Consider the following 26,762-nt stretch of genomic DNA (forward strand, 5'->3'; position numbering starts at 1 on the left):
AGAGAGGAGAAAGCAGGATGAGTACCCGAAATATCCACGTTAACACCGCGTCGTACACGCTTCTTGTTGCCGGGAAGAAAAAAACACCGGGGAAGAGTGGGACGTCCTGGAATTCAGCAGCCTGACTGAGCTGAAAAAATATCGCAAAAGCCACCCGGAAAAGATGGCCTTCAGTTATAGCTACGCGCTCAGTCAGGGTGTGGATAAGCAGTTCCGCCATATCAACATTGCGGAAGCCGATCACTTCAAACAGTTCCTGCGTCAGATTAAGCGTGCCGGCCTCGATATCCGGGCGATCTGCTGACCGGATGTGATGAATATCCCTCCTGATTGTTGCAATCTTGTTAATGGAGATCGGGGGGATGATATTAAGCGGAAAAATTTTTTATTAAATTTATTCTTTCATAAAGGAGTAGCTGTTATGCGATTAGCTTCCCGTTTTGGTCGGTATAATTCCATCCGCCGTGAACGTCCTTTAACGGATGATGAATTAATGCAGTTCGTGCCTTCGGTATTTTCCGGTGATAAACATGAGTCCCGGAGTGAACGTTATACGTATATTCCAACAATCAATATCATCAATAAGTTACGTGATGAAGGTTTCCAGCCATTCTTTGCCTGTCAGAGTCGGATTCGTGATTTGGGACGTCGCGAATACAGTAAACATATGTTACGTCTTCGCAGGGAAGGGCATATTAACGGACAGGAAGTTCCTGAAATTATCCTGCTTAATTCACATGATGGTTCATCCAGTTATCAGATGATCCCCGGAATTTTTCGTTTTGTCTGCACAAATGGCCTGGTGTGCGGAAATAATTTTGGCGAAATCCGCGTTCCACATAAAGGTGATATTGTCGGGCAGGTTATCGAGGGAGCGTATGAAGTGCTCGGTGTCTTTGATAAGGTCACTGATAATATGGAGGCGATGAAAGAAATTCATCTTAACAGTGACGAGCAACATTTATTTGGCAGAGCTGCACTGATGGTCAGGTATGAAGATGAAAATAAAACGCCAGTGACACCTGAACAGATAATTACTCCCCGTCGTCGGGAAGACAAACAGAACGATCTCTGGACAACCTGGCAGCGGGTTCAGGAGAATATGATAAAAGGTGGATTATCGGGGCGAAGTGCCTCCGGGAAAAATACCAGGACAAGAGCCATTACAGGTATTGATGGTGATATAAGAATCAACAAGGCGTTATGGGTGATTGCCGAACAGTTCAGAAAGTGGAAGTCATGATAATATAAGTAAAGCCCCGAAAAAATTTTCGGGGCTTTACTTATATTATCATTTTTCGGCATTGCTGTGTCGTCTGATATACCTCAATTTCATCAACCGGATTTCCGGTTGTCTGTAAATATTGTGCCCGCGAAAAATGGTCTGGCAGGAGGCTGCACAGTTACCGGGTATATATAAGATGGGTTCCCGCTTCGCGGGGCTTCGGCCAGTCAGTATTGTCACTCATATGATATTTTTGTGTGTGGCCTTCCATGCCGCTTTTGCGGCATAACCGGTATCTGACAATGTCTGTAAGATTAATTGTTCTGCACGCTGTTAATTTCCGGAAGTGATTTCTTCGTGGCCGGAAGCCGGATACCTTTACTGCTTTTTATCCCAGTATAAATCCGGTAAACATCTGATGCGTAGGCAAGACGTCTCTGGTTCTGGCGTTCGGTTTTCCTGAATCCGGCATTGTATGCACCAACGGCCTCCCAGGTGACGCCCCATTTTTTAAATGCTATTGCCAGATAATAAGCACCGGTATAAATGTTCATGCAGGGATCTGTTGTCAGATGTTCTGGCTTAATTCCGTAGCGGGCCAGTTCGTTAAAATGCTGGGAATCTACCTGCATCAGTCCGCTGCCATATCCCGTTACCGGATTAATACCGATGGCATTAACCCGGTAACGGGATTCTTGCCATGATATTGCTCTCAGTAAATCAGGATCTATTTTGTAATCCCGGCCTGCAAGATCAAAGCAATCAGTGGCCTGGCAGATCTCATTTATAAACATCAGGCAGATGGCTAACATCCATTTTTTCATTTTTCCACCTCTGGTGACTTTATCCGTAAATAATTTAACCCACTCCACAAAAAGGCTCAACAGGTTGGTGGTTCTCACCACCAAAAGCACCACACCCCACGCAAAAACAAGTTTTTGCTGATTTTTCTTTATAAATAGAGAGTTATGAAAAATTAGTTTCTCTTACTCTCTTTATGATATTTAAAAAAGCGGTGTCGGCGCGGCTACAACAACGCGCCGACACCGCTTTGTAGGGGTGGTACTGACTATTTTTATAAAAAACATTATTTTATATTAGGGGTGCTGCTAGCGGCGCGGTGTGTTTTTTTATAGGATACCGCTAGGGGCGCTGCTAGCGGTGCGTCCCTGTTTGCATTATGAATTTTAGTGTTTCGAAATTAACTTTATTTTATGTTCAAAAAAGGTAATCTCTAATGGCTAAGGTGAACCTGTATATCAGCAATGATGCCTATGAAAAAATAAATGCGATTATTGAGAAGCGTCGACAGGAAGGGGCAAGGGAAAAAGATGTCAGTTTTTCAGCAACAGCTTCAATGCTTCTTGAACTGGGGCTTCGTGTACATGAGGCTCAGATGGAGCGTAAAGAGTCTGCATTTAATCAGACTGAGTTTAATAAATTGCTTCTTGAATGCGTTGTAAAAACACAATCATCAGTAGCGAAAATTTTGGGTATTGAGTCTCTCAGTCCTCATGTCTCCGGAAATCCAAAGTTTGAATATGCCAATATGGTTGAAGATATCAGGGAGAAGGTATCATCTGAGATGGAACGATTTTTTCCAAAAAATGATGATGAATAAAAGAAATTTGACTTCGTTCAAATATCAGAGTTTTTATGATTTAAAAAGGTGACAGTACGAAAGATAATTAGTATATTAATTACGTGGTTAATGCCACGTTAAAATTTGAATTTGAAAATCGCCGATGCAGGGAGTTCTCTCCTCCCTGCATCGACTGTCCATAGAATCCTTTGTGAGGAGGTTCCTATGTATCCGATGGATCGTATTCAACAAAAACATGCTCGTCAAATAGATCTGCTGGAAAATCTGACGGCAGTTATTCAGGATTATCCAAATCCAGCCTGTATCAGGGACGAAACTGGAAAATTTATTTTTTGCAATACGCTGTTTCATGAGTCATTTCTTACACAAGATCAAAGTGCTGAAAAATGGCTTCTGTCGCAGAGAGATTTTTGTGAATTGATCTCTGTCACAGAGATGGAAGCATACAGGAATGAGCATACGCATCTTAATCTTGTAGAGGATGTTTTTATTCAGAACAGATTCTGGACAATATCTGTCCAGTCATTTCTTAATGGACACAGAAATATTATTCTGTGGCAATTTTATGATGCTGCTCATGTTCGTCATAAAGACAGTTATAATCAAAAAACGATTGTCAGTGATGATATCAGAAATATAATCAGAAGAATGAGTGATGATTCTTCTGTATCATCATATGTAAATGATGTCTTTTACTTATATAGCACCGGAATCAGTCATAATGCTATAGCAAGAATATTAAATATATCCATCTCCACATCAAAGAAACACGCATCTCTGATATGCGACTACTTCTCTGTTTCTAATAAAGATGAGTTAATTATCTTACTCTACAATAAAAAGTTTATTTATTATTTATACGAGAAGGCTATGTGTATCATAAATACGCGTTAATAAGGTGTTAATAAAATATAGACTTTCCGTCTATTTACCTTTTCTGATTATTCTGTAAACATAAGTGGTAACCAGAAGATAAACAGCGGGAGGTGTTATTGAAAAGATTTGGTACACGTTCTGCAACAGGTAAGATGGTAAAACTAAAATTACCTGTAGATGTGGAAAGTCTATTAATTGAGGCAAGTAACAGAAGCGGAAGAAGTCGATCGTTTGAGGCAGTAATAAGACTTAAAGATCATCTTCACCGCTATCCAAAGTTTAACAGGGCAGGGAATATCTATGGTAAGTCGCTGGTTAAGTATCTGACAATGCGTCTGGATGATGAAACTAACCAGCTACTTATTGCAGCCAAAAATCGTAGTGGATGGTGTAAAACAGATGAGGCTGCAGACAGAGTTATTGATCATTTGATCAAGTTTCCTGATTTTTATAACTCGGAGATATTCAGGGAGGCAGATAAAGAGGAAGATATAACATTTAATACACTCTAGTTTTATTCATTTATCCGAAATTGAGGTAACTTATGAATGCTGTTTTAAGTGTTCAGGGTGCTTCTGCGCCCGTCAAAAAGAAGTCGTTTTTTTCTAAATTCACTCGTCTGAATATGCTTCGCCTGGCTCGCGCAGTGATCCCGGCTGCTGTTCTGATGATGTTCTTCCCGCAGCTGGCGATGGCCGCCGGCAGCAGTGGTCAGGACCTGATGGCAAGCGGTAACACCACGGTTAAGGCGACCTTCGGTAAGGACTCCAGTGTTGTTAAATGGGTTGTTCTGGCTGAAGTTCTGGTCGGTGCTGTCATGTACATGATGACCAAAAACGTCAAGTTCCTGGCCGGTTTTGCCATCATCTCTGTATTTATTGCTGTGGGTATGGCCGTCGTTGGCCTCTGACAGGAAATAAAACGATGTCGGGAGACGAGAATAAACTTAAGAAATATCGTTTCCCGGAAACACTGACCAACCAGAGCCGCTGGTTTGGCCTGCCACTGGATGAACTGATCCCCGCAGCAATCTGTATTGGCTGGGGTATCACAACATCGAAATATCTGTTCGGTATTGGTGCAGCGGTTCTGGTTTATTTCGGGATTAAAAAACTGAAAAAAGGGCGGGGCAGTTCCTGGTTACGTGACCTGATTTACTGGTATATGCCAACAGCCCTGCTGCGCGGTATTTTTCATAATGTTCCCGATTCGTGTTTCCGGCAGTGGATTAAATAGAACTGATACCAGGATTGTTATATGGAACACGGTGCCCGTTTAAGTACCAGTCGTGTAATGGCCATCGCCTTTATATTTATGTCAGTGCTTATTGTTCTCAGCCTCTCTGTTAACGTCATTCAGGGGGTGAATAACTACCGTCTTCAGAATGAGCAACGCACTGCCGTGACGCCAATGGCATTTAATGCCCCCTTTGCCGTGTCACAGAACAGTGCCGACGCCTCTTATTTACAGCAGATGGCGCTGTCATTTATTGCCCTCCGTCTGAATGTTTCATCAGAAACCGTCGATGCCTCACATCAGGCGCTTCTGCAATATATCCGCCCGGGCGCACAGAACCAGATGAAAGTTATTCTGGCTGAAGAAGCGAAGCGTATTAAAAACGATAACGTGAACTCAGCCTTTTTCCAGACCAGTGTTCGTGTCTGGCCTCAGTATGGCCGTGTGGAAATTCGAGGTGTGCTTAAAACCTGGATTGGTGATTCAAAACCTTTCACTGATATCAAACATTACATCCTTATTCTGAAGCGGGAAAACGGGGTGACCTGGCTGGATAATTTCGGGGAAACAGACGATGAGAAAAAATAATACGGCAATAATATTCGGCAGCCTGTTTTTTTCCTGCAGCGTGATGGCCGCAAACGGTACGCTGGCCCCCACCGTGGTGCCAATGGTGAACGGTGGTCAGGCCAGTATTGCCATCAGCAATACCAGCCCGAATCTGTTTACCGTTCCCGGTGACCGGATTATCGCCGTGAACAGTCTGGATGGTGCCCTGACCAATAATGAGCAGACCGCCTCCGGCGGTGTGGTGGTTGCCACCGTCAACAAAAAGCCCTTTACGTTCATTCTGGAAACAGAACGTGGTCTGAATCTTTCCATTCAGGCCGTTCCCCGTGAAGGCGCGGGGCGTACCATTCAGCTGGTCAGTGACCTGCGCGGAACCGGAGAAGAAGCCGGTGCGTGGGAAACGTCCACGCCTTACGAATCCCTGCTTGTGACCATCAGCCAGGCCGTCCGTGGCGGAAAATTACCCGCAGGCTGGTATCAGGTCCCAGTGACAAAGGAAACCCTGCAGGCCCCGGCGGGGCTGTCTTCAGTGGCAGATGCCGTATGGACGGGGAATCACCTGAAGATGGTCCGCTTTGCCGTGGAAAATAAAACGCTGTCTGCCCTGAATATCCGGGAAAGTGACTTCTGGCAGCCGGGAACCCGTGCCGTGATGTTCAGCCAGCCTGCCAGCCAGTTACTGGCAGGTGCGCGCATGGATGTGTATGTCATCCGTGACGGGGAGGGCAACTGATGGCCAGTATCAATACCATTGTGAAACGCAAGCAGTACCTGTGGCTGGGGATTGTGGTTGTCGGTACAGCCTCCGCGATTGGTGGGGCACTGTATCTGTCTGATGTGGACATGTCCGGTAACGGTGAAACCGTGGCTGAACAGGAGCCTGTGCCGGATATGACCGGTGTGGTGGATACGACCTTTGATGACAAGGTGCGTCAGCATGCCACCACCGAGATGCAGGTGACGGCAGCGCAGATGCAGAAGCAGTATGAGGAAATCCGTCGTGAGCTGGATGTTCTGAACAAACAGCGCGGTGATGACCAGCGTCGTATTGAAAAGTTGGGACAGGACAATGCCGCCCTGGCAGAGCAGGTAAAAGCCCTGGGTGCTAATCCCGTCACGGCGACCGGTGAGCCTGTACCGCAGATGCCTGCCTCACCGCCCGGCCCGGAAGGCGAACCACAGCCAGGAAACACCCCCGTATCCTTCCCGCCGCAGGGCAGCGTTGCTGTTCCACCGCCGACGGCGTTTTATCCCGGGAATGGTGTCACGCCACCACCACAGGTGACGTACCAGTCTGTGCCGGTGCCTAACCGGATACAGCGTAAGGTGTTTACCCGTAATGAGGGAAAACAGGGACCATCACTGCCGTACATTCCGTCAGGAAGTTTTGCGAAAGCCATGCTGATTGAAGGGGCGGATGCCAATGCCTCTGTCACCGGTAATGAATCCACGGTGCCGATGCAGCTGCGTATCACCGGCCTGGTGGAAATGCCGAACAGCAAGACGTATGACGCAACGGGATGTTTTGTTGGTCTGGAAGCCTGGGGGGATGTGTCCAGTGAGCGTGCCATTGTACGTACCCGCAATATCAGCTGCCTGAAGGACGGCAAAACTATTGATATGCCGATTAAAACCGTGTCAGATGATTTTATGCATGCTGTTCTCAGTAACTGCGCCACAAGAATCGTACTTCCTGCACCGGAGAAATTCGGTTCTGAGTCATTGCCGGACAATTTTAATATGACTGCTGTCGGTGTGATGAAGAATTCAGAAATATAAGGAACCCTTCGATGAATAAGCTGGTTTCTGATGGCAGCGTCAAAAAAATAAATTATCCGGTGCTGTATGAGTCCGGAATAACACCTCCGTTATGTGAAGTCAGTGCACCAGAACCTGATGCGGGTGGGAAACGCATTGTGGCATATGTTTATAAATCATCACGGAGTACGGTTTTTGAAAATCCTGACATTGTAAAAACCTGTACGGTCAGGGATTTGAAGAAGGATTTTGTGAACTGCGATGAGAAAGGTGAGGGACAATGAAACAGATTTCTTTCTTTATTCCTCTGCTGGGGACCTTATTACTTTCCGGCTGTGCCGGAACCAGTACGGAATTTGAGTGTAACGCCACCACATCCGATACCTGTATGACGATGGAGCAGGCCAATGAGAAGGCCAAAAAACTGGAGCAGTCCTCAGAAGCAAAGCCGGTTGCGGCATCACTGCCGCGCCTGGCTGAAGGGAACTTCCGGACAATGCCGGTGCAGACCGTCACCGCGACCACTCCGTCCGGCAGCAGACCTGCGGTGACAGCACATCCGGAGCAGAAACTGCTGGCACCTCGCCCGCTGTTTACCGCTGCCCGGGAAGTGAAAACGGTTGTTCCGGTCAGTTCAGTTACGCCGGTAACACCTCCTCGTCCGCTAAGAACGGGTGAGCAGACGGCAGCATTATGGATAGCGCCTTATATTGATAACCAGGATGTTTATCATCAGCCATCCAGCGTGTTTTTTGTTATTAAACCGTCTGCGTGGGGAAAACCACGTATTAATTAACTGGCCCTGAAGTTGTATATCAGCCGGCAATGCCGGCGGGCTTTCTGTATTCAAAATCTGCCTGTAAAACGAGTGCCCTGTGCGTGAAAAGGGATGGGCGGTAGCGTGTCAGAACATGTCGGGAGGAATATTCCGTGAGTGATGAAGCCGATGAAGCATATTCAGTGACAGAACAACTGACCATGACAGGAATAAACCGGATATCGGACGCACGGAGAAATACGGCAGCCGGTTGTTTGACCCGTCCGTCAGACTGGCTGCGGATATCCGGGATAACGAAGGGCGGGTGTTTGCCCGTCAGGGTGAAGTGATGAATCCGCTGCAGTATGTTCCTTTTAACCAGACGCTGTATTTCATCAATGGCGATGATCCGGCGCAGGTGGCCTGGATGAAACGCCAGACGCCGCCCACACTGGAGAGCAAAATTATCCTCGTGCAGGGCAGTATCCCGGAGATGCAGAAGTCTCTGGACAGCCGTGTTTACTTTGACCAGAACGGTGTGCTCTGCCAGCGCCTCGGCATTGATCAGGTCCCGGCACGGGTGAGCGCCGTTCCCGGCGATCGCTTCCTGAAGGTGGAATTTATTCCGGCAGAGGAGGGCAGAAAATGAAGCGAAGGCTGTGGCTGCTGATGTTATTCCTTTTCGCCGGTCATGTCCCTGCGGCGTCTGCGGATTCTGCCTGTGAGGGGCGTTTTGTAAACCCGATCACAGATATCTGCTGGAGCTGTATTTTCCCGCTCTCGCTGGGCAGTATCAAAGTCAGTCAGGGTACACCTGTGAGCGGGATTTACAGGTGGAGCAGTACTGCACACGAACTGCCCGTATGGAGCTGCAGGGGAGTACCACATGGGAAACCCGGACGCTGGAGTATGAAATGAGTCAGCTACCTGCACGTGAAGTGAATGGTCAGTATGTTGTCTCCATTACCTCTCCCGTTACCGGTGAAATTGTCGATGCGCATTATCCGTCGTCTGGCCAACTACGCCCGTCAGCGTGGTGATATGGTGGTGATTTATGACCGTTCGGGGGAATTTGTTAAAAGTTACTATGATCCCTCCATCGATAAAATCCTGAATCCGCTGGATGCACGCTGTGCTGCCTGGGATTTGTGGAAGGAGTGCCTGACACAGCCAGATTTTGATAATACCGCAAATACTCTGATCCCGATGGGGACAAAACGGGAGCAGAATCCGGATATCCAGCAGAAGATGCAGCGTCGTGAAGAGGTGAACATCAATGTGCACCGGGAGCGCGGGGAGGATGTTGAGCCGGGAGATGATTTCTGATGAATAGGTCAGCTCCAGTCTTCAATTCTCAGACCGTCCACACGTTCAAATTCCCGGGTGTTATTAGTCACAATAATCAGTCCCCGACTGCGGGCATGACCTGCGATCATTTGATCAAATGGCCCGACAGGGCGTCCCTGACGGGCAAGTTCTGCTCTTATCTGGCCGCTGTGTGTGGCTGCGGCAGCGTCGTAATCCAGAACATCAATGCGGGAAACAAATCCCTCGATCACAGCGAGATTACGTTCAGGCATCTGGCTTTTTTCTGCACCATATATCAGCTCCATCAGGGTGACCGAACTGATACACATTCTCCCCTGGTTCAGGTTAAAACGCTCCCTGACGCTGGCGGGTTTGTTCTTTATCGTGAAAATGCAGATGTTGGTATCGAGCATAAACTTCAGCATCAGAATGACTCCCTTTCCTGCATGCCGGGCTGTTCCCTGTTATCCATAAAATCGGCGCTGACGTTGTGTCCGTCGAACCATTCGTCCCATGTCTCTCCGGCTGGCGTAATGATTCTGGTTCGTCCGACAGCAATCACTTCAACGCGTTTTACGTTTTCCGGCAATGCAACCGCTTTTGGCAGTCTGACCGCCTGGCTGCGGTTGCTGAAAAATACGGTGGTTTCCATTATTTGCCTCCTTATGTGGATATGTCTTGTGTATATCCATTGTGGGATTGATACCGGGATATGTCAAAGGGATATACGTTTATGATGAGTATCGCGCAGGTCAGATCGGCCGGAAGTGCCGGTAACTATTATACCGACAAGGATAATTACTATGTGCTGGGCAGCATGGGAGAACGCTGGGCCGGCAGGGGGGCTGAACAGCTGGGGCTGCAGGGCAGCGTCGATAAGGATGTTTTTACCCGTCTTCTGGAGGGGAAGCTGCCGGACGGAGCGGATTTAAGCCGCATGCAGGATGGCAGTAATAAGCATCGTCCCGGCTACGACCTGACCTTCTCCGCCCCCAAAAGTGTCTCCGTGATGGCCATGTTAGGCGGTGATAAACGTCTTATTGATGCACATAACCAGGCCGTGGATTTTGCTGTCCGTCAGGTGGAGGCGCTGGCTTCCACACGGGTTATGACGGACGGACAGTCAGAAACGGTGCTGACCGGTAATCTGGTGATGGCACTGTTTAACCACGACACCAGTCGCGATCAGGAACCACAGTTACACACACATGCGGTAGACGGTTGTTGTGCCGGGGCGGGCTGAACCGGCCTCCCTGCCTGTGAGCGATTCACCATTCATGGCACTGAAGCTGGAGAACGGCTGGGTGGAAACGCCCGGGCATTCCGTCAGCGACAGTGCGAAGGTTTTTGCCTCCGTCACACAGATGGCAATGGACAACGCCACCCTGAACGGTCTGGCCCGCAGCGGTCGTGATGTCCGGCTGTATTCCTCACTGGATGAAACCCGTACTGCGGAAAAACTTGCCCGCCATCCCTCCTTTACGGTGGTTTCTGAGCAGATAAAGGCGCGTGCCGGTGAGACATTGCTGGAAACCGCTATCAGTCTGCAGAAAACCGGGCTTCACACGCCGGCACAGCAGGCTATTCATCTGGCGCTTCCTGTGGTGGAAAGTAAAAACCTGGCCTTCAGCATGGTGGACCTGCTGACAGAGGCGAAGTCGTTTGCTGCAGAAGGAACCAGTTTTACTGAACTGGGAGGGGAAATCAATGCGCAGATAAAACGCGGTGATTTACTGTATGTGGATGTGGCAAAAGGCTATGGCACAGGCCTGCTGGTTTCCCGTGCGTCGTATGAGGCAGAAAAGAGCATTCTTCGCCATATTCTCGAAGGTAAGGAGGCGGTCACGCCACTGATGGAGAGAGTACCAGGCGAACTCATGGAGAAACTGACATCAGGACAGCGTGCCGCTACCCGCATGATACTGGAAACGTCCGACCGTTTCACGGTGGTGCAGGGCTATGCCGGTGTGGGTAAGACCACACAGTTCCGGGCGGTGATGTCAGCCGTGAACATGCTGCCGGAGAGTGAACGTCCCCGTGTCGTGGGGCTGGGGCCCACGCACCGTGCGGTCGGTGAGATGCGCAGCGCCGGCGTGGATGCACAGACGCTGGCGTCCTTTCTGCATGACACGCAGCTGCTGCAGCGCAGCGGAGAAACGCCGAATTTCAGCAACACGCTGTTCCTGCTCGATGAGAGCTCTATGGTGGGCAATACCGACATGGCACGGGCATACGCCCTGATTGCGGCCGGTGGCGGTCGTGCCGTGGCCAGTGGTGACACGGACCAGTTGCAGGCCATCGCGCCCGGTCAGCCTTTCCGTCTCCAGCAGACGCGCAGTGCTGCCGATGTGGTCATCATGAAGGAGATTGTGCGTCAGACGCCGGAACTGCGGGAGGCGGTATACAGCCTGATTAACCGGGATGTGGAAAGGGCACTGTCCGGGCTTGAGAGTGTGAAACCGTCTCAGGTTCCCCGTCAGGAGGGCGCATGGGCACCGGAGCACTCCGTGACGGAGTTCAGTCACAGCCAGGAAGCGAAACTGGCAGAAGCGCAGCAGAAGGCGATGCTGAAAGGCGAGGCTTTCCCGGATATCCCCATGACACTGTATGAAGCCATTGTCCGCGACTATACCGGCAGGACACCGGAAGCACGGGAGCAGACGCTGATTGTCACACACCTGAATGAGGACCGGCGCGTACTGAACAGCATGATTCATGATGCACGGGAAAAGGCCGGTGAGCTGGGCAAAGAGCAGGTCATGGTGCCTGTCCTGAACACAGCGAATATACGTGACGGAGAACTGCGTCGTCTCTCCACCTGGGAGAATAACCCGGATGCCCTTGCCCTGGTGGATAGTGTGTATCACCGGATTGCCGGTATCAGCAAGGATGACGGGCTGATAACCCTGGAGGATGCGGAAGGTAACACGCGGCTGATTTCGCCCCGGGAGGCGGTGGCTGAAGGCGTCACACTGTACACCCCGGACACCATCCGGGTGGGAACCGGTGACCGGATGCGCTTCACGAAGAGTGACCGGGAGCGAGGTTATGTGGCCAACAGCGTCTGGACGGTGACAGCGGTTTCCGGTGACAGTGTCACGCTGTCGGACGGACAGCAGATCCGGGTGATTCGCCCAGGTCAGGAGCGGGCAGAGCAACATATTGACCTGGCTTATGCCATCACCGCCCACGGTGCGCAGGGGGCAAGTGAAACCTTTGCCATCGCGCTTGAAGGCACGGAAGGTAACCGGAAACTGATGGCCGGCTTTGAGTCAGCCTACGTGGCCCTGTCGCGTATGAAGCAGCATGTGCAGGTGTACACCGATAACCGTCAGGGCTGGACGGATGCCATCAACAATGCCGTACAGAAAGGAACTGCCCACGATGTGCTAGAGCCGAAATCGGACCGGGAGGTCATGAATGCAGAGCGGCTGTTCAGTACGGCGCGGGAGCTGCGGGACGTGGTGGCCGGCCGTGCCGTTCTCCGTCAGGCAGGGCTGGCCGGGGGAGACAGTCCTGCACGGTTTATTGCACCCGGGCGCAAATATCCGCAGCCGTATGTGGCACTGCCGGCTTTTGACCGTAACGGCAAGTCAGCTGGTATCTGGCTGAACCCGCTGACCACGGATGACGGAAACGGGCTGCGGGGCTTCAGTGGTGAAGGCCGGGTGAAAGGCAGCGGGGATGCGCAGTTCGTGGCCCTGCAGGGCAGCCGTAACGGAGAGAGCCTGCTGGCTGATAATATGCAGGATGGTGTCCGGATTGCCCGTGATAATCCTGACAGCGGTGTGGTGGTAAGAATCGCCGGTGAAGGTCGTCCGTGGAATCCCAGAACCATCACCGGTGGTCGCGTGTGGGGGGATATCCCGGACAACAGCGTTCAGCCGGGAGCCGGAAATGGCGAACCGGTCACGGCAGAGGTACTGGCACAGCGGCAGGCTGAAGAGGCCATCCGCCGTGAAACGGAACGCCGTGCGGATGAAATTGTCCGTAAAATGGCAGAGAACAAACCTGACCTGCCGGACGGCAAAACAGAGCAGGCTGTCAGGGATATTGCCGGGCTGGAGCGTGACCGGTCTGCCATATCTGAACGGGAAGCCGCGCTGCCGGAGAGTGTACTGCGTGAACCACAACGGGTGCGGGAAGCGGTCCGGGAGGTTGCCCGGGAAAATCTGCTGCAGGAGCGACTGCAGCAGATGGAGCGGGATATGGTTCGTGACCTGCAGAAAGAGAAAACCCTGGGCGGAGACTGACACAGGAAGATAAACGCTGATGACAACGGATAACACGAACACAACACGTAATGATTCACTGGCTGCCCGGACCGATACCTGGTTGCAGTCGTTGCTGGTCTGGTCACCCGGACAGCGGGATATCATCAAAACGGTGGCACTGGTGCTGATGGTTCTGGACCATGCAAACCGCATTCTGCATCTGGACCAGTCGTGGATGTTTCTGGTCGGGCGTGGGGCCTTTCCGCTGTTTGCCCTGGTGTGGGGGCTGAATCTGTCCCGTCATACGCATATCCGGCAGGAGGCCATTAACCGGCTGTGGGGATGGGCGGTGATTGCCCAGTTCGCATATTATCTGGCCGGCTTTCCCTGGTATGAGGGGAATATCCTGTTTGCCTTTGCAGTTGCGGCACAGGTGCTGACATGGTGTGAAACGCGCACCTGGTGGCGTTCCGCAGAGACCATGTTGCTTCTGGCAATGTGGTTGCCTTTCTCCGGCACCAGTTACGGCATTGCCGGGCTGCTGATGCTGGCAGTCAGCCACAGGCTGTACCGGGCGGAAGACAGAATGGAACGTCTGGCGCTGGTCGCCTGCCTGCTGGCTGTTATTCCGGCGCTTAACCTTGCCACCAGTGATGCAGCGGCGGTGGCCGGCCTTGTGATGACGGTGCTGACTGTTGGTCTGGTGTCCTGTACAGGGAAATCACTACCCCGTTTCTGGTACGGGGATTTTTTCCCGACGTTCTATGCCTGTCATCTTACTGTGCTGGGCGTTCTGGCTGTGTGACTGGTATGATGCTGGCGCTGATTCTGCTTATTAATAAACAACATAACACAGGATATTTATGAAAATTACGGATCACAAACTCCCTGAAGGTATTGCCCTGACATTTCGTGTCCCGGAAGGAAATATAAAACATCCTTTGATTCTCTTATGCCATGGATTTTGCGGTATCCGGAATGTTCTGCTGCCTTCCTTTGCGAATGCGTTTACAGAAGCCGGGTTTGCAACGATTACTTTTGATTATCGTGGATTCGGTGAGAGTGAAGGGGAACGAGGTCGTCTGGTTCCGGCAATGCAGACCGAAGATATTATTTCAGTTATCAATTGGGCAGAAAAGCAGGTATGTATTGATAATCAGCGTATTGGGTTATGGGGAACATCGCTGGGAGGGGGGCATGTCTTCAGTGCAGCTGCGCAGGACCAACGCGTAAAATGTATTGTCAGCCAGCTGGCTTTTGCTGACGGTGAGGTTCTGGTTACCGGAGAAATGAATGAACTGGAGAAAGCTTCTTTTCTGTCCACGCTGAATAAAATGGCAGAAAAGAAGAAAAATACCGGGAAAGAGATGTTTGTGGGGGTTACCCGGGTACTGAGTGATAATGAATCAAAGGTATTCTTCGAGAAGGTAAAAGGTCAGTATCCTGAAATGGATATAAAAATACCTTTCCTTACGGTTATGGAGACGTTGCAATATAAACCGGCAGAGAGCGCAGCCAAAGTACAGTGCCCAGTTTTGGTTGTTATTGCCGGCCAGGATAGTGTTAATCCACCAGAACAGGGAAGAGCCTTATATGATGCTGTTGCTTCTGGTACTAAGGAATTATACGAGGAAGCTGACGCATGCCATTATGATATTTATAAAGGCGCGTTTTTTGAACGTGTGGCGGCAGTACAGACGCAATGGTTTAAAAAACATCTTTAATTGTCGGTATTAATATGTCAGAGGTCGTTGAGGTCAGCTTAATATCATAGTGAGTAGTTTCAACGACCTGGAGGACATATTTTCACAAAGGTCAGGGCAATCATGACAGAGCAGAAACGACCGGTACTGACACTGAAACGGAAAACGGAAGGGGAAACACCGACCCGGAGCCGGAAAACCATCATCAATGTCACCACGCCACCAAAATGGAAGGTGAAAAAGCAGAAACTGGCGGAGAAGGCTGCCCGGGAAGCAGAGCTGGCGGCGAAGAAAGCACAGGCCAGACAGGCGCTGTCCATTTATCTGACGCTGCCCTCGCTGGATGAGGCGGTGAACACTCTGAAACCCTGGTGGCCGGGATTGTTTGACGGTAACACGCCCCGGCTTCTGGCCTGCGGTATCCGGGACGTGTTACTGGAAGACGTGGCGCAGCGGAATATCCCGCTCTCGCATAAAAAACTGCGCCGGGCGCTGAAGGCCATCACCCGTTCAGAAAGCTATCTGTGTGCCATGAAAGCCGGTGCCTGCCGGTATGACACGGAAGGGTATGTGACGGAGCATATTTCTCAGGAGGAGGAAGCGTATGCGGCAGGGCGTTTGGAGAAAATTCGCCGCCAGAACCGGACAAAGGCAGAACTTCAGGCCGTGCTTGATGGGAAATAAAAAAAGCCTCCCCGGAAACCGGGGAGGCTGAAACAATAAGGCTTAAAAGGAAATAACTTCCGTACCCGAAAGGAAGCCAGTCCACTGAATTATTTACCACAATAATACTGACGACTAAAAGGGAGGAGCAGAAAAATGAATGGATTCAGAAACAGTTCACGGAACGGTCAGGTCTGGCGTTACCAGCGTGCCGGCGGGCGGGCCGTTATTCTGGAGGTCAGTGGACGCTGGATGGAAGCGGCAGAAGCATGGCGACGGGCTGCCTGCATAGCTCCCCGGACAGACTGGCAACAGTTTGCCCGGAAAAGGGCTGAACACTGCCACCGGCGCTGCCGGGGAAGGGTGTAACGAAAAAAGCAGCCTTCATTACTCCAGGAGTCAGAAGGCTGAAAGGAGTTTATGAGATTTGCTTTTTTTAATATCCGGTCGGGCAGTATGACCGGCCAGTTCTGAGTAGCACAGAGTTTTTTCCGTATTAAGTCGCGATTTTATATTTTGTGATTAATTTCACAAAATAAGGTCTTATTCAATGTGTGCTGCGATATTCAGGGGGGCTGAAATACAGGTGCCATTTATCTGATATGGAGAATAACATGAGGAAATATATTCCACTGGTATTATTTATCTTTTCATGGCCGGTATTGTCTGCAGATGTTCACGGGCAGATTTATGCACCAGACAGAATGAATGTTAATTAGTTTATGAATACAACAGGGGCTGATCAGCAATCACCGGAACATCGTAGCTGACGCGTTCGCAATGCTCAGTTGTCCCCCCGGAAACGGGAAAAAGTAAGTTTTCCCCGCTCCCGGCGTTTTTGTAACAAAAACAGGCAAATGGGGGTAATAGTCAGCAACAGGGAATGTGGTATTATCGCGGCGGGTGTTTGAGCCTTTCTGGTTCAGGCAAGACGCAGGTACCAGAAATGCGAAGACCCCACTCGTTAATCCATTAACTCGTGAGGTCTGCATGAAGTACCTTAACACTACTGATTGTAGCCTCTTCTTTGCTGAGAGGTCAAAGTTTATGACGAAATATGCCCTTATCGGGTTGCTCGCCGTGTGCGCCACGGTGTTGTGTTTTTCACTGATATTCAGGGAACGGTTATGTGAGCTGAATATTCACAGAGGAAATACAGTGGTGCAGGTAACTCTGGCCTACGAAGCACGGAAGTAAGCTGCCGGGCGGGGACGGAAGTCCCCGCTTTCCGGAAGTGTGAGGTATTTCAGGGGCAGACACCCTATATACCAGAAACAGCCGGTCCCGCCCGGGGCCGGCACCCTGGCTAAGGCATTTCCAGCTTTTCAGTCATTTCATTATCAAAATCACATTAAACGGTCGTAATCAGACATGATTTGTGCGCCAACACAGATCATCGTCACAACTTTCAAGTCGCTGATTTCAAAAAACTGTAGTATTCTCTGCGAAACGATCCCTGTTTGAGAATTGAGGAGGCGAGATGTCGCAGACAGAAAATGCAGTGACTTCCTCATCAGGCACCAAGCGTACATACCGGAAAGGTAACCCTGTTCCGGCCAGAGAGAGGCAAAGAGCTTCTCTGGCTCGCAGAAGCAACACTCATAAGGCTTTTCATGCGGTTATTCAGGCCCGGTTAAAAGACAGGCTGAGTGAACTGGCGGATGAGGAAGGTATTACTCAGGCGCAGATGCTTGAAAAACTGATTGAATCAGAGCTGAAACGCAGAGCGACTTCGTAAATATTCACATTCTTGCTTATCTCAGGAGTGAGTGGTAGATTGCTGATCGTTTAAGGAATTTTGTGGCTGGCCACGCCGTAAGGTGGCAGGGAACTGGTTCTGATGTGGATTTACAGGAGCCAGAAAAGCGAAAACCCCGATAATCTTCTTCAAGTTTGGCGACTAGAAAGATTACCGGGGCCCCATAAAACCGCATAGCCAACAATTCAGCTATGCGGGGAGTATAGTTATATGCCCGGAAAAGTTCAAGACTTCTTTCTGTGCTCACTCCTTCTGTGCATTGTAAGTGCAGGATGGTGTGGCTAATCATGAAACACATTCAGTAATAGCGGGTGGGATTGAATCAGATCTTCACATTGATTCCAGCAAGTATCCTCACCCGTTTTGCAGCCTTCTCCAGAAAAGGGCTCATTTTGACTCCTTCAAGCATCTGATCTTCATCAGAGGTTTGCTTGCAATAGCGCATGGCAAACGTAAAAATAAAATCAGCGCGTCGATGGTTAGTTTTTATGTTTCCCTCGTACAAGTAATGTGCGCACACTACATCCCTGATACGAACAAAGTTAACTTATCTGTTAAAGAGCTTTCAGTTTGTAGTGGAGGTTCATACACTCGTGTTTGGAGAGCCCTCAAAACTCTTGATAATGATCTTCATCTCATCGCTTTTGATGGAGGAACCATCTGGTTCAGACCAGATATGTTCGAAACTTTACGTGTCGGCCCAGACGAGCTAGTTACCGCCCGTAGGAGGGGGAATAGTGTTGGAGGGGGACATGGCTGATCTCCTTCAAAAATACTATTCACAGGTTAAAAATCCGAATCCGGTGTTCACACCCCGTGAAGGTGCCGGAACGCTGAAGTTCTGCGAAAAACTGATGGAAAAGGCGGTGGGCTTCACCTCCCGTTTTGATTTCGCCATTCATGTGGCACATGCCCGTTCGAAGGGACTGCGTCGGCGCATGCCACCGGTACTGCGTCGCCGGGCTATTGATGCGCTGCTGCAGGGGCTGTGTTTTCACTATGACCCGCTGGCCAACCGCGTCCAGTGCTCCATCACTACGCTGGCCATTGAGTGCGGACTGGCGACGGAGTCTGCTGCCGGAAAACTCTCCATCACCCGGGCCTCCCGAGCCTTGACGTTCCTTGCAGAGCTGGGACTGATTACCTACCAGACGGAATATGATCCGCTTATCGGGTGCTACATTCCGACCGATATCACGTTCACACCGGCGTTATTTGCCGCCCTTGATGTGTCTGAGGATGCAGTGGTTGCTGCGCGCCGCAGTCGTGTTGAATGGGAAAACAGACAGCGCAAAAAGCAGGGGCTGGATACCCTGGGTATGGATGAACTGATAGCGAAAGCCTGGCGTTTTGTGCGTGAGCGTTTCCGCAGTTACCAGACAGAGCTTAAGTCCCGTGGAATAAAGCGTGCCCGTGCGCGTCGTGATGCGAACAGGGAACGTCAGGATATCGTCACCCTGGTGAAACGGCAGCTGACGCGTGAAATCTCGGAAGGGCGCTTCACTGCCAATCGTGAGGCGGTAAAACGCGAAGTGGAGCGTCGTGTGAAAGAGCGCATGATTCTGTCACGTAACCGTAATTACAGCCGGCTGGCCACAGCTTCCCCCTGAAAGTGACCTCTTCTGAATAATCCGGCCCGCACCGGAGGCATTCGCACGCCTGAAGCCTGCCAGCGAACAAAAAAGCAGCACCTCATACAAAAAACAACCTCATCATCCACCTTCTGGTGCATCTGGCCCCCCCTGTTTTTGATACAAAACACGCCTCACAGACAGGTAATTTTGCTTATCCACATATAACTGCAAGGGACTTCCCCATAAGGTTACAACCGTTCATGTCATAAAGCGCCATCCGCCAGCCTTACAGGGTGCAATATATCTTTTAAACACCTGTTTATATCTCCTTTAAACTACTTAATTACATTCATTTAAAAAGAAAACCTGTTCACTGCCTGTCCTGTGGACAGACAGATATGCACCTCCCACCGCAAGCGGCGGGCCCCTACCGGAGTCACTTTAGTTACAACACTCAAATACAACCACCAGGAAAACCCCGGTCCCGCGCAGAACTGAAACCACAAAGCCCCTCCCTCATAACTGAAAAGCGGCCCCGCCCCGGCCCAAAGGGCCGGAACAGAGTCGCTTTTAATTATGAATGTTGTAACTATACTCCATCATAGCTGTCAGTCTTCTCGCTGGAAGTTCTCAGTACACGCTCGTAAGCGGCCCTCACGGCCCGCTAACGCGGAGATACGCCCCGACTTCGGGTAAACCCTCGTCGGGACCACTCCGACCGCGCACAGAAGCTCTCTCATGGCTGAAAGCGGGTATGGTCTGGCAGGGCTGGGGATGGGTAAGGTGAAATCTATCAATCAGTACCGGCTTACGCCGGGCTTCGGCGGTTTTACTCCTGTATCATATGAAACAACAGAGTGCCGCCTTCCATGCCGCTGATGCGGCATATCCTGGTAACGATATCTGAATTGTTATACATGTGTATATACGTGGTAATGACAAAAATAGGACAAGTTAAAAATTTACAGGCGATGCAATGATTCAAACACGTAATCAATATCTGCAGTTTATGCTGGTTATGCTGGCTGCATGGGGCATTAGTTGGGGAGCCAGATTTGTCATGGAGCAGGCCGTTCTGCTTTATGGATCAGGAAAAAACTATTTGTTCTTCAGTCATGGTACTGTTCTGATGTACCTGCTGTGTGTTTTCCTGGTATACCGCCGTTGGATAGCTCCGCTACCGGTCGTTGGTCAGCTGCGCAACGTTGGCGTACCGTGGCTGGTCGGTGCGATGGCCGTGGTGTATGTCGGTGTATTTCTGCTCGGTAAGGCGCTGGCTCTGCCTGCTGAGCCATTTATGACGAAACTTTTTGCCGATAAGTCCATACCTGACGTGATCCTGACGTTGCTGACCATCTTTATCCTTGCCCCGTTGAATGAGGAAACGCTGTTCCGGGGGATTATGCTGAACGTCTTCCGTTCACGGTACTGCTGGACGATGTGGCTGGGGGCGCTGATAACGTCGTTGTTGTTCGTCGCCGCGCACAGCCAGTATCAGAACCTGCTGACACTGGCAGAACTGTTCCTGGTGGGGTTGATTACATCAGTGGCCAGGATCAGAAGTGGTGGCCTGCTGCTGCCGGTATTGCTGCATATGGAAGCAACCACGCTGGGTTTACTGTTTGGTTGAAAGTTATATTTTTATTAAACATTGTGCGTTAAAGCCTGGTGTGTTTTTTTAGTGGATGTTATATTTAAATATAACTTTTATGGAGGTGAAGAATGCATACCACCCGACTGAAGAGGGTTGGCGGCTCAGTTATGCTGACCGTCCCACCGGCACTGCTGAATGCGCTGTCTCTGGGCACAGATAATGAAGTTGGCATGGTCATTGATAATGGCCGGCTGATTGTTGAGCCGTACAGACGCCCGCAATATTCACTGGCTGAGCTACTGGCACAGTGTGATCCGAATGCTGAAATATCAGCTGAAGAACGAGAATGGCTGGATGCACCGGCGACTGGTCAGGAGGAAATCTGACATGGAAAGAGGGGAAATCTGGCTTGTCTCGCTTGATCCTACCGCAGGTCATGAGCAGCAGGGAACGCGGCCGGTGCTGATTGTCACACCGGCGGCCTTTAATCGCGTGACCCGCCTGCCTGTTGTTGTGCCCGTAACCAGCGGAGGCAATTTTGCCCGCACTGCCGGCTTTGCGGTGTCGTTGGATGGTGTTGGCATACGTACCACAGGTGTTGTACGTTGCGATCAACCCCGGACAATTGATATGAAAGCACGGGGCGGAAAACGACTCGAACGGGTTCCGGAGACTATCATGAACGAAGTTCTTGGCCGCCTGTCCACTATTCTGACTTGAACATGGGGTTTGAGGGGCAACTGGATGAAAACGTACGATTTAGGGCACTAAAACCGCTGTTGTCCCACCATTCTGGTGATTCCCAAACGTTATTTGGCTAAAAGGGGTCGGTTCCGGCTGAGGGCGAAATGACACCCTAAGCTTTCGGTTCCTTGGGCCAAAGATATTCGCCAGTCAGTAGAATGTGCGCCCAGCCCAATGGGGATATGTGGGGAAGAAATTCAGGGGGAACATCCAACCCTTCGTTCCGCCGCTCCGTGACGGCATGACCAAGATGGACGGTATTCCAGTAAATGATCACCGCAGTCAATAAATTGAGCCCAGCGATTCGGTAGTGCTGCCCCTCTGTCGTGCGATCGCGAATTTCCCCCTGCCTCCCGATACGGAGCGCATTTTTGAGCGCATGGTGGGCCTCTCCCTTGTTAAGACCGATCTGAGCACGCCGCTGCATGTCCGTATCCAGGATCCACTCAATAATGAAAAGGGTCCGTTCAATACGACCAACTTCACGAAGCGCAACTGCAAGGTTGTTTTGTCGTGGGTAAGAAGCGAGCTTGCGCAGGAGTTGGCTGGGCCTGATTTTGCCAGCGGTCATCGTCGCGGCACAACGGAAAATATCAGGCCAGTTCGCAACGATAAGATCCTCCCGGGCTTTTCCACCTACCAACTTGCGTAACTCCCTGGGGGTCGTATCGGGATTAAATACGTACAACCGCTTCGATGGCAGATCCCTGATTCGCAGAACGAGATTGTAGCCGAGCAGGCTACTGGCTCCGAACAAATGGTCGGTGAATCCTGCTGTATCGGCATACTGTTCGCGAACATGGCGACCGACCTCGTTCATCAGTAGTCCATCGAGAATATACGGTGCCTCGCTCACGGTCGCCGGGATCGACTGACAAGCGAATGGCGCGAACTGGTCGCTTACGTGAGTATACGCTTTGAGGCCGGGAACAGAACCATATTTGGCATTGACCATGTTCATGGCTTCGCCATGCCGCGCTGTCGGGAAAAACTGACCATCGCTCGATGCTGACGTGCCCATCCCCCAGACGCGTGACATCGGCAGTTTACCCTGCGCGGCCACCACAATTGCCAATGCCTGGTTCATGGCTTCGCTTTCAACATGCCAGCGGGCAAGGCGTGAGAGCTGCCAGTAATCATGCGTGTTTGTAGCTTCCGCCATCTTACGCAGGCCCAGATTGAGCCCTTCAGCGAGCAGGACGTTGAGCAGACCGATCCGGTCGCGACATGGAGCCCCGGTTCTCAGATGGGTAAACGCATCTGTGAAACCAAGGGCTGCATCAACTTCAAGCAGCATGTCGGTAATCCGAACGGACGGCATTCGGCGATACAGATCCAGTATGAGTGCCTCGGCACCATCCGGCACGTCTGCTGTCAACCTGTCGATCCGCAACGTTCCATCTTCTATGCTACCGTGCGGAATAGTGCCGTTACGGGCAGCCCGGGCCAGCCGCTTAAGAGCGATCGTGAGTCGCGCCTTTCTGTCTGCCAGCCAATCCTGTGGGTTGGAAGGCACGGCCAGTTTTGCATTTTCCTGCGCCGCGATCATCGGCACCAGTACCTGCTTGAGGTCACCATAGCGGCGCGAATGAGCGAGCCAGACATCTCCGGAACGAAAAGCATCCCGGAGGTGAAAGAGTACCGCCACTTCCCAAAGACGGGGGCACTGTTGCAAAGTTAGCGATGAGGCAGCCTTTTGTCTTATTCAAAGGCCTTACATTTCAAAAACTCTGCTTACCAGGCGCATTTCGCCCAGGGGATCACCATAATAAAATGCTGAGGCCTGGCCTTTGCGTAGTGCACGCATCACCTCAATACCTTTGATGGTGGCGTAAGCCGTCTTCATGGATTTAAATCCCAGCGTGGCGTTGATTATCCGTTTCAGTTTGCCATGATCGCATTCAATCACGTTGTTCCGGTACTTAATCTGTCGGTGTTCAACGTCAGACGGGCACCGGCCTTCGCGTTTGAGCAGAGCAAGCGCGCGACCATAGGCGGGCGCTTTATCCGTGTTGATGAATCGTGGGATCTGCCACTTCTTCACGTTGTTGAGGATTTTACCCAGAAACCGGTATGCAGCTTTGCTGTTACGACGGGAGGAGAGATAAAAATCGACAGTGCGGCCCCGGCTGTCGACGGCCCGGTACAGATACGCCCAGCGGCCATTGACCTTCACGTAGGTTTCATCCATGTGCCACGGGCAAAGATCGGAAGGGTTACGCCAGTACCAGCGCAGCCGTTTTTCCATTTCAGGCGCATAACGCTGAACCCAGCGGTAAATCGTGGAGTGATCGACATTCACTCCGCGTTCAGCCAGCATCTCCTGCAGCTCACGGTAACTGATGCCGTATTTGCAGTACCAGCGTACGGCCCACAGAATGATGTCACGCTGAAAATGCCGGCCTTTGAATGGGTTCATGTGCAGCTCCATCAGCAAAAGGGGATGATAAGTTTATCACCACCGACTATTTGCAACAGTGCCTTCGCACCCAACAGTCGGCACCGGGCGTTGGTCACGCCGGCAAAACGGGGCAGGGGCAACAAGGTCAGGGTGGCTGATGAACCGGCAACACCAGCACAACGGCGAGCGTCGATGACATGGGCGCAACGGCTCAAGCGTGTTTTCAATATCGACATCGAGACCTGCAGCGGCTGCGGCGGCGCCATGAAAGTCATCGCCTGCATTGAAGACCCTATAGTGATCAAGCAGATCCTTGATCACCTGAAGCACAAAGCCGAAACCAGCGGGACCAGGGCGTTACCCGAAAGCCGGGCGCCACCGGCTGAGCTGCTCCTGGGTCTGTTTGACTGACGAGCCTGAAGGCCAACGATACCAATCAAAATGCTGCGTTCACAGCGCCGCGGCAGGGATCCGCCGTGCTGGTTGTCGGAAAAGGAGCCGCTAGTGGGAAAGAGGAGGGTAAATTTTCAGCGTTGCTGGCTCCCCGTCAGCCGGATTGGGTTGCATCGCAGGGGTGTCGAAAGAGTCAACTGCGGTCCAAAGCTGTTGGACTTGGGTGAAAAGGGCGTTTATTCTTCCTATACGTGCCGCGTTCCAGGCGGCGACTATGAGGGCTATGTCGATGCCCATGTGCGCCGGCTGGAGGCGCTACGCCGGGCCGGTATCGTCGAGCGGATCGACGCCGACCAATGGCGCATCCCCGATGATCTGGTCAGCCGTGCCGCCGCCCATGACGCCGGCCGAGACAGTCAGGCCAGCGTTCGCGTCCTTTCCCCGGTCGATCTGAACAAACAGATCGGATCGGACGGCGCGACCTGGCTGGACCGGCGGCTGATCCACGGCGAGACGGCCGACCTTGCGCCAACCGGCTTCGGGCAACAAGTCCGCGAAGCCATGGACCAGCGCCGCGAGCACCATATCGAACAGGGCGACGCCACCCGCAGCCGGGACAGCCGCGTCTTCTACCGGCGCAACCTTCTCGCCATCCTGCGGGAGCGCGAGGTAGCCGGCGTCGGATCGGATATGGCTTTGAGTAAGGGCCTGCCGTTCCGCGCCGCCACGGACGGCGAGAGCGTCAGCGGCAAGTTTACCGGAACCGTGCATCTATCGAGCGGCAAGTTCGCCGTGGTCGAGAAATCCCATGAGTTCACCCTTGTCCCGTGGCGGCCGATCATCGACCGCCAACTCGGCCGCGAGGTTATGGGCATCGTGCAGGGCGGGTCGGTGTCGTGGCAGTTAGGGCGGCAGAGGGGGCTGGAACGCTGAGTGCGCCCATGCCGCATTGCGAAGCAAAAGATAATCGGATAAAATGTAGCAATTCATATTCGTAAGCGTGGAGTAATCAGATGGGAAATTCCAAGTCAGCAGACAAGTAAGCCGCAACAACCAGTATTGTTGTTGCGGCGCTCTGTAAGGCTAGTCTCATCTGATTGCTGACGAGCAGACGTCGCCCGGTATTCCTTAATCGAGGGTTGATTCGTCATGACCACCACACGCCCCGCGTGGGCCTATACGCTGCCGGCAGCACTGCTGCTGATGGCTCCTTTCGACATCCTCGCTTCACTGGCGATGGATATTTATCTCCCTGTCGTTCCAGCGATGCCCGGCATCCTGAACACGACGCCCGCTATGATCCAACTCACGTTGAGCCTCTATATGGTGATGCTCGGCGTGGGCCAGGTGATTTTTGGTCCGCTCTCAGACAGAATCGGGCGACGGCCAATTCTACTTGCGGGCGCAACGGCTTTCGTCATTGCGTCTCTGGGAGCAGCTTGGTCTTCAACTGCACCGGCCTTTGTCGCTTTCCGTCTACTTCAAGCAGTGGGCGCGTCGGCCATGCTGGTGGCGACGTTCGCGACGGTTCGCGACGTTTATGCCAACCGTCCTGAGGGTGTCGTCATCTACGGCCTTTTCAGTTCGATACTGGCGTTCGTGCCTGCGCTCGGCCCTATCGCCGGAGCATTGATCGGCGAGTTCTTGGGATGGCAGGCGATATTCATTACTTTGGCTATACTGGCGATGCTCGCACTCCTAAATGCGGGTTTCAGGTGGCACGAAACCCGCCCTCTGGATCAAGTCAAGACGCGCCGATCTGTCTTGCCGATCTTCGCGAGTCCGGCTTTTTGGGTTTACACTGTCGGCTTTAGCGCCGGTATGGGCACCTACTTCGTCTTCTTCTCGACGGCTCCCCGTGTGCTCATAGGCCAAGCGGAATATTCCGATATCGGATTCAGCTTTGCCTTCGCCACTGTCGCGCTTGTAATGATCGTGACAACCCGTTTCGCGAAGTCCTTTGTCGCCAGATGGGGCATCGCAGGATGCGTGGCGCGTGGGATGGCGTTGCTTGTTTGCGGAGCGGTCCTGTTGGGGATCGGCGAACTTTACGGCTCGCCGTCATTCCTCACCTTCATCCTACCGATGTGGGTTGTCGCGGTCGGTATTGTCTTCACGGTGTCCGTTACCGCGAACGGCGCTTTGGCAGAGTTCGACGACATCGCGGGATCAGCGGTCGCGTTCTACTTCTGCGTTCAAAGCCTGATAGTCAGCATTGTCGGGACATTGGCGGTGGCACTTTTAAACGGTGACACAGCGTGGCCCGTGATCTGTTACGCCACGGCGATGGCGGTACTGGTTTCGTTGGGGCTGGTGCTCCTTCGGCTCCGTGGGGCTGCCACCGAGAAGTCGCCAGTCGTCTAACCGACGACTGGTAGCAGGCC

29 protein-coding genes and 11 pseudogenes are annotated in these 26,762 nt (G+C 51.7%); 35 read left to right on the forward strand and 5 right to left on the reverse strand.

Annotated elements, in window-relative coordinates; genetic code table 11:
* Nucleotides 1-17 precede the first annotated feature (17 nt).
* Both AB4H76_RS00115 and AB4H76_RS00120 read left to right on the forward strand, forming a co-directional pair.
* Nucleotides 18-304 (forward strand): annotated as a pseudogene (locus AB4H76_RS00115) (hypothetical protein).
* A 117-nt stretch (nucleotides 305-421) separates the two neighbouring features.
* A complete protein-coding gene (locus tag AB4H76_RS00120; RefSeq protein ID WP_001234426.1) occupies nucleotides 422-1,243 on the forward strand; it encodes a DUF932 domain-containing protein in 822 nt (273 codons plus the stop codon).
* A gap of 296 nt (nucleotides 1,244-1,539) precedes the next feature.
* On the opposite strand, the gene AB4H76_RS00125 is transcribed toward AB4H76_RS00120, so the two are convergent.
* Nucleotides 1,540-2,130 carry a transglycosylase SLT domain-containing protein gene (locus AB4H76_RS00125; protein WP_001376243.1) on the reverse strand — a complete coding sequence of 197 codons (591 nt, stop codon included), beginning with the start codon at nucleotides 2,128-2,130 and terminating at the stop codon, nucleotides 1,540-1,542.
* Between the two features lie 332 nt (nucleotides 2,131-2,462).
* Here AB4H76_RS00125 and traM point away from each other — a divergent pair, with 332 nt between their 5' ends.
* The 15 genes and pseudogenes from traM to AB4H76_RS00200 form a co-directional block, all read left to right on the forward strand.
* Nucleotides 2,463-2,846, forward strand: coding sequence for a conjugal transfer relaxosome DNA-binding protein TraM (gene traM, locus AB4H76_RS00130; protein WP_001151524.1), 384 nt, complete (start codon nucleotides 2,463-2,465; stop codon nucleotides 2,844-2,846).
* Between the two features lie 186 nt (nucleotides 2,847-3,032).
* Nucleotides 3,033-3,722 (forward strand): conjugal transfer transcriptional regulator TraJ, encoded by a 690-nt coding sequence (gene traJ, locus AB4H76_RS00135; protein ID WP_000283385.1) that lies wholly within the window; start codon nucleotides 3,033-3,035, stop codon nucleotides 3,720-3,722.
* 98 nt (nucleotides 3,723-3,820) lie between these two features.
* Nucleotides 3,821-4,216, forward strand: coding sequence for a conjugal transfer relaxosome DNA-bindin protein TraY (gene traY / locus AB4H76_RS00140; protein WP_001309237.1), 396 nt, complete (start codon nucleotides 3,821-3,823; stop codon nucleotides 4,214-4,216).
* 32 nt (nucleotides 4,217-4,248) lie between these two features.
* Nucleotides 4,249-4,614 carry a type IV conjugative transfer system pilin TraA gene (traA, locus tag AB4H76_RS00145; RefSeq protein ID WP_000994779.1) on the forward strand — a complete coding sequence of 122 codons (366 nt, stop codon included), beginning with the start codon at nucleotides 4,249-4,251 and terminating at the stop codon, nucleotides 4,612-4,614.
* 14 nt (nucleotides 4,615-4,628) lie between these two features.
* Nucleotides 4,629-4,940 (forward strand): type IV conjugative transfer system protein TraL, encoded by a 312-nt coding sequence (gene traL, locus AB4H76_RS00150; protein WP_000012106.1) that lies wholly within the window; start codon nucleotides 4,629-4,631, stop codon nucleotides 4,938-4,940.
* A 21-nt stretch (nucleotides 4,941-4,961) separates the two neighbouring features.
* On the forward strand, nucleotides 4,962-5,528 hold the full coding sequence (gene traE / locus AB4H76_RS00155; RefSeq protein WP_000399792.1) for a type IV conjugative transfer system protein TraE: 567 nt from the start codon (nucleotides 4,962-4,964) through the stop codon (nucleotides 5,526-5,528).
* On the forward strand, nucleotides 5,515-6,243 hold the full coding sequence (gene traK, locus AB4H76_RS00160; RefSeq protein WP_001230787.1) for a type-F conjugative transfer system secretin TraK: 729 nt from the start codon (nucleotides 5,515-5,517) through the stop codon (nucleotides 6,241-6,243). The genes traE and traK overlap by 14 nt, the downstream gene beginning before the upstream one ends.
* Nucleotides 6,243-7,142: pseudogene (traB, locus tag AB4H76_RS00165) on the forward strand (F-type conjugal transfer pilus assembly protein TraB); the annotation flags it as partial. The gene traK and the pseudogene traB, both read left to right, overlap by 1 nt.
* 158 nt (nucleotides 7,143-7,300) lie before the next feature.
* Nucleotides 7,301-7,552, forward strand: a complete 252-nt coding sequence (gene trbG, locus AB4H76_RS00170; protein ID WP_001038342.1) for a conjugal transfer protein TrbG — start codon at nucleotides 7,301-7,303, stop codon at nucleotides 7,550-7,552.
* The gene (gene traV / locus AB4H76_RS00175) at nucleotides 7,549-8,064 is read left to right on the forward strand and encodes a type IV conjugative transfer system lipoprotein TraV (RefSeq protein ID WP_000809838.1); all 516 of its coding nucleotides are present in this window, start codon (nucleotides 7,549-7,551) and stop codon (nucleotides 8,062-8,064) included. The genes trbG and traV overlap by 4 nt, the downstream gene beginning before the upstream one ends.
* Nucleotides 8,065-8,198: 134 nt before the next feature.
* A pseudogene (locus tag AB4H76_RS00180) lies at nucleotides 8,199-8,267 on the forward strand (conjugal transfer protein TraR); the annotation flags it as partial.
* Nucleotides 8,261-8,674, forward strand: a pseudogene (traW, locus tag AB4H76_RS00185) (conjugal transfer pilus assembly protein TraW); the annotation flags it as partial. The pseudogenes AB4H76_RS00180 and traW, both read left to right, overlap by 7 nt.
* Nucleotides 8,671-8,835: pseudogene (locus tag AB4H76_RS00190) on the forward strand (TraU family protein); the annotation flags it as partial. The pseudogenes traW and AB4H76_RS00190, both read left to right, overlap by 4 nt.
* Nucleotides 8,829-9,029, forward strand: a pseudogene (locus tag AB4H76_RS00195) (conjugal transfer protein TraN); the annotation flags it as partial. The pseudogenes AB4H76_RS00190 and AB4H76_RS00195, both read left to right, overlap by 7 nt.
* Nucleotides 9,025-9,249: pseudogene (locus AB4H76_RS00200) on the forward strand (type IV secretion system DNA-binding domain-containing protein); the annotation flags it as partial. The pseudogenes AB4H76_RS00195 and AB4H76_RS00200, both read left to right, overlap by 5 nt.
* 110 nt (nucleotides 9,250-9,359) lie before the next feature.
* Here the strand turns inward: AB4H76_RS00200 and vapC are convergent.
* Both vapC and vapB read right to left on the reverse strand, forming a co-directional pair.
* Nucleotides 9,360-9,758, reverse strand: coding sequence for a type II toxin-antitoxin system tRNA(fMet)-specific endonuclease VapC (gene vapC, locus AB4H76_RS00205; RefSeq protein ID WP_000911313.1), 399 nt, complete (start codon nucleotides 9,756-9,758; stop codon nucleotides 9,360-9,362).
* A complete protein-coding gene (vapB, locus tag AB4H76_RS00210; protein ID WP_000450520.1) occupies nucleotides 9,758-9,985 on the reverse strand; it encodes a toxin-antitoxin system antitoxin VapB in 228 nt (75 codons plus the stop codon). Before vapB ends, vapC begins: the two co-directional genes overlap by 1 nt.
* A gap of 84 nt (nucleotides 9,986-10,069) precedes the next feature.
* On the opposite strand from vapB, the gene mobF reads away from it, so the two are divergent.
* From mobF to pemK-mt, 15 genes and pseudogenes are all read left to right on the forward strand, one after another.
* A complete protein-coding gene (gene mobF / locus AB4H76_RS00215; protein WP_420062572.1) occupies nucleotides 10,070-10,576 on the forward strand; it encodes a MobF family relaxase in 507 nt (168 codons plus the stop codon).
* A pseudogene (locus AB4H76_RS00220) lies at nucleotides 10,551-13,586 on the forward strand (conjugative transfer relaxase/helicase TraI domain-containing protein); the annotation flags it as partial. The gene mobF and the pseudogene AB4H76_RS00220, both read left to right, overlap by 26 nt.
* Before the next feature lie 19 nt (nucleotides 13,587-13,605).
* The gene (gene traX, locus AB4H76_RS00225) at nucleotides 13,606-14,352 is read left to right on the forward strand and encodes a conjugal transfer pilus acetylase TraX (RefSeq protein ID WP_000205749.1); all 747 of its coding nucleotides are present in this window, start codon (nucleotides 13,606-13,608) and stop codon (nucleotides 14,350-14,352) included.
* 58 nt (nucleotides 14,353-14,410) lie between these two features.
* Entirely contained in the window at nucleotides 14,411-15,271 is an 861-nt protein-coding gene (gene uilS / locus AB4H76_RS00230; protein WP_000704514.1) for a UilS family quorum-quenching N-acyl-homoserine lactonase, read from the forward strand.
* Nucleotides 15,272-15,373: 102 nt separating this feature from the next.
* Nucleotides 15,374-15,934: a fertility inhibition protein FinO gene (locus AB4H76_RS00235; protein ID WP_000139315.1), complete on the forward strand. Its 561-nt coding sequence runs from the start codon at nucleotides 15,374-15,376 to the stop codon at nucleotides 15,932-15,934.
* A 135-nt stretch (nucleotides 15,935-16,069) separates the two neighbouring features.
* Nucleotides 16,070-16,282: an ANR family transcriptional regulator gene (locus tag AB4H76_RS00240; RefSeq protein WP_001299730.1), complete on the forward strand. Its 213-nt coding sequence runs from the start codon at nucleotides 16,070-16,072 to the stop codon at nucleotides 16,280-16,282.
* Between the two features lie 245 nt (nucleotides 16,283-16,527).
* A pseudogene (locus tag AB4H76_RS00245) lies at nucleotides 16,528-16,602 on the forward strand (endonuclease); the annotation flags it as partial.
* Between the two features lie 358 nt (nucleotides 16,603-16,960).
* Nucleotides 16,961-17,110, forward strand: coding sequence for a Hok/Gef family protein (locus tag AB4H76_RS00250; RefSeq protein ID WP_001312851.1), 150 nt, complete (start codon nucleotides 16,961-16,963; stop codon nucleotides 17,108-17,110).
* 283 nt (nucleotides 17,111-17,393) lie between these two features.
* Nucleotides 17,394-17,651 (forward strand): replication regulatory protein RepA, encoded by a 258-nt coding sequence (locus AB4H76_RS00255; protein ID WP_000083845.1) that lies wholly within the window; start codon nucleotides 17,394-17,396, stop codon nucleotides 17,649-17,651.
* A 231-nt stretch (nucleotides 17,652-17,882) separates the two neighbouring features.
* Entirely contained in the window at nucleotides 17,883-17,957 is a 75-nt protein-coding gene (tap, locus tag AB4H76_RS00260) for a RepA leader peptide Tap (RefSeq protein ID WP_001442103.1), read from the forward strand.
* Nucleotides 17,950-18,432, forward strand: a complete 483-nt coding sequence (locus AB4H76_RS00265) for a hypothetical protein (protein WP_001273588.1) — start codon at nucleotides 17,950-17,952, stop codon at nucleotides 18,430-18,432. Before tap ends, AB4H76_RS00265 begins: the two co-directional genes overlap by 8 nt.
* Nucleotides 18,425-19,282 (forward strand): incFII family plasmid replication initiator RepA, encoded by an 858-nt coding sequence (gene repA / locus AB4H76_RS00270; protein ID WP_000774297.1) that lies wholly within the window; start codon nucleotides 18,425-18,427, stop codon nucleotides 19,280-19,282. The genes AB4H76_RS00265 and repA overlap by 8 nt, the downstream gene beginning before the upstream one ends.
* A gap of 940 nt (nucleotides 19,283-20,222) precedes the next feature.
* Nucleotides 20,223-20,876, forward strand: a complete 654-nt coding sequence (locus AB4H76_RS00275) for a CPBP family intramembrane glutamic endopeptidase (RefSeq protein WP_000616807.1) — start codon at nucleotides 20,223-20,225, stop codon at nucleotides 20,874-20,876.
* A 92-nt stretch (nucleotides 20,877-20,968) separates the two neighbouring features.
* Nucleotides 20,969-21,226 (forward strand): type II toxin-antitoxin system antitoxin PemI, encoded by a 258-nt coding sequence (gene pemI / locus AB4H76_RS00280; RefSeq protein ID WP_000557619.1) that lies wholly within the window; start codon nucleotides 20,969-20,971, stop codon nucleotides 21,224-21,226.
* Nucleotide 21,227: 1 nt separating this feature from the next.
* Entirely contained in the window at nucleotides 21,228-21,560 is a 333-nt protein-coding gene (pemK-mt, locus tag AB4H76_RS00285; RefSeq protein ID WP_000439434.1) for a type II toxin-antitoxin system toxin endoribonuclease PemK-mt, read from the forward strand.
* 136 nt (nucleotides 21,561-21,696) lie between these two features.
* Here the strand turns inward: pemK-mt and AB4H76_RS00290 are convergent.
* Both AB4H76_RS00290 and AB4H76_RS00295 read right to left on the reverse strand, forming a co-directional pair.
* Nucleotides 21,697-23,244: pseudogene (locus AB4H76_RS00290) on the reverse strand (Tn3-like element Tn5403 family transposase); the annotation flags it as partial.
* Between the two features lie 54 nt (nucleotides 23,245-23,298).
* Entirely contained in the window at nucleotides 23,299-24,003 is a 705-nt protein-coding gene (locus AB4H76_RS00295; protein WP_001067858.1) for an IS6-like element IS26 family transposase, read from the reverse strand.
* Between the two features lie 54 nt (nucleotides 24,004-24,057).
* Between AB4H76_RS00295 and AB4H76_RS00300 the strand changes: the two are divergent.
* The 3 genes and pseudogenes from AB4H76_RS00300 to floR form a co-directional block, all read left to right on the forward strand.
* Nucleotides 24,058-24,396 (forward strand): annotated as a pseudogene (locus AB4H76_RS00300) (IS91 family transposase); the annotation flags it as partial.
* A 30-nt stretch (nucleotides 24,397-24,426) separates the two neighbouring features.
* Nucleotides 24,427-25,311 (forward strand): DUF3363 domain-containing protein, encoded by an 885-nt coding sequence (locus AB4H76_RS00305; protein ID WP_001447541.1) that lies wholly within the window; start codon nucleotides 24,427-24,429, stop codon nucleotides 25,309-25,311.
* Between the two features lie 216 nt (nucleotides 25,312-25,527).
* Nucleotides 25,528-26,742 (forward strand): chloramphenicol/florfenicol efflux MFS transporter FloR, encoded by a 1,215-nt coding sequence (gene floR, locus AB4H76_RS00310; protein ID WP_038977101.1) that lies wholly within the window; start codon nucleotides 25,528-25,530, stop codon nucleotides 26,740-26,742.
* The last annotated feature ends 20 nt before the right edge of the window (nucleotides 26,743-26,762 follow it).

The organism is Escherichia sp. UTM R2, assembly GCF_048593455.1.
GTDB lineage: Bacteria > Pseudomonadota > Gammaproteobacteria > Enterobacterales > Enterobacteriaceae > Escherichia > Escherichia coli.

What these genes read in the sequence shown, in the direction of transcription:
- AB4H76_RS00120 (WP_001234426.1), top strand. Translation starts at nt 422, where the DNA reads ATGCGATTAGCTTCCCGTTTTGGTCGGTATAATTCCATCCGCCGTGAA.
- traM (WP_001151524.1), top strand. Translation starts at nt 2,463, where the DNA reads ATGGCTAAGGTGAACCTGTATATCAGCAATGATGCCTATGAAAAAATA.
- traJ (WP_000283385.1), top strand. Translation starts at nt 3,033, where the DNA reads ATGTATCCGATGGATCGTATTCAACAAAAACATGCTCGTCAAATAGAT.
- traA (WP_000994779.1), top strand. Translation starts at nt 4,249, where the DNA reads ATGAATGCTGTTTTAAGTGTTCAGGGTGCTTCTGCGCCCGTCAAAAAG.
- traL (WP_000012106.1), top strand. Translation starts at nt 4,629, where the DNA reads ATGTCGGGAGACGAGAATAAACTTAAGAAATATCGTTTCCCGGAAACA.
- traE (WP_000399792.1), top strand. Translation starts at nt 4,962, where the DNA reads ATGGAACACGGTGCCCGTTTAAGTACCAGTCGTGTAATGGCCATCGCC.
- traK (WP_001230787.1), top strand. Translation starts at nt 5,515, where the DNA reads ATGAGAAAAAATAATACGGCAATAATATTCGGCAGCCTGTTTTTTTCC.
- trbG (WP_001038342.1), top strand. Translation starts at nt 7,301, where the DNA reads ATGAATAAGCTGGTTTCTGATGGCAGCGTCAAAAAAATAAATTATCCG.
- traV (WP_000809838.1), top strand. Translation starts at nt 7,549, where the DNA reads ATGAAACAGATTTCTTTCTTTATTCCTCTGCTGGGGACCTTATTACTT.
- vapC (WP_000911313.1), bottom strand. Translation starts at nt 9,758, where the DNA reads ATGCTGAAGTTTATGCTCGATACCAACATCTGCATTTTCACGATAAAG.
- vapB (WP_000450520.1), bottom strand. Translation starts at nt 9,985, where the DNA reads ATGGAAACCACCGTATTTTTCAGCAACCGCAGCCAGGCGGTCAGACTG.
- mobF (WP_420062572.1), top strand. Translation starts at nt 10,070, where the DNA reads ATGAGTATCGCGCAGGTCAGATCGGCCGGAAGTGCCGGTAACTATTAT.
- traX (WP_000205749.1), top strand. Translation starts at nt 13,606, where the DNA reads ATGACAACGGATAACACGAACACAACACGTAATGATTCACTGGCTGCC.
- uilS (WP_000704514.1), top strand. Translation starts at nt 14,411, where the DNA reads ATGAAAATTACGGATCACAAACTCCCTGAAGGTATTGCCCTGACATTT.
- AB4H76_RS00235 (WP_000139315.1), top strand. Translation starts at nt 15,374, where the DNA reads ATGACAGAGCAGAAACGACCGGTACTGACACTGAAACGGAAAACGGAA.
- AB4H76_RS00240 (WP_001299730.1), top strand. Translation starts at nt 16,070, where the DNA reads ATGAATGGATTCAGAAACAGTTCACGGAACGGTCAGGTCTGGCGTTAC.
- AB4H76_RS00250 (WP_001312851.1), top strand. Translation starts at nt 16,961, where the DNA reads ATGACGAAATATGCCCTTATCGGGTTGCTCGCCGTGTGCGCCACGGTG.
- AB4H76_RS00255 (WP_000083845.1), top strand. Translation starts at nt 17,394, where the DNA reads ATGTCGCAGACAGAAAATGCAGTGACTTCCTCATCAGGCACCAAGCGT.
- repA (WP_000774297.1), top strand. Translation starts at nt 18,425, where the DNA reads ATGGCTGATCTCCTTCAAAAATACTATTCACAGGTTAAAAATCCGAAT.
- AB4H76_RS00275 (WP_000616807.1), top strand. Translation starts at nt 20,223, where the DNA reads ATGATTCAAACACGTAATCAATATCTGCAGTTTATGCTGGTTATGCTG.
- pemI (WP_000557619.1), top strand. Translation starts at nt 20,969, where the DNA reads ATGCATACCACCCGACTGAAGAGGGTTGGCGGCTCAGTTATGCTGACC.
- pemK-mt (WP_000439434.1), top strand. Translation starts at nt 21,228, where the DNA reads ATGGAAAGAGGGGAAATCTGGCTTGTCTCGCTTGATCCTACCGCAGGT.
- AB4H76_RS00295 (WP_001067858.1), bottom strand. Translation starts at nt 24,003, where the DNA reads ATGAACCCATTCAAAGGCCGGCATTTTCAGCGTGACATCATTCTGTGG.
- AB4H76_RS00305 (WP_001447541.1), top strand. Translation starts at nt 24,427, where the DNA reads ATGCTGCGTTCACAGCGCCGCGGCAGGGATCCGCCGTGCTGGTTGTCG.
- floR (WP_038977101.1), top strand. Translation starts at nt 25,528, where the DNA reads ATGACCACCACACGCCCCGCGTGGGCCTATACGCTGCCGGCAGCACTG.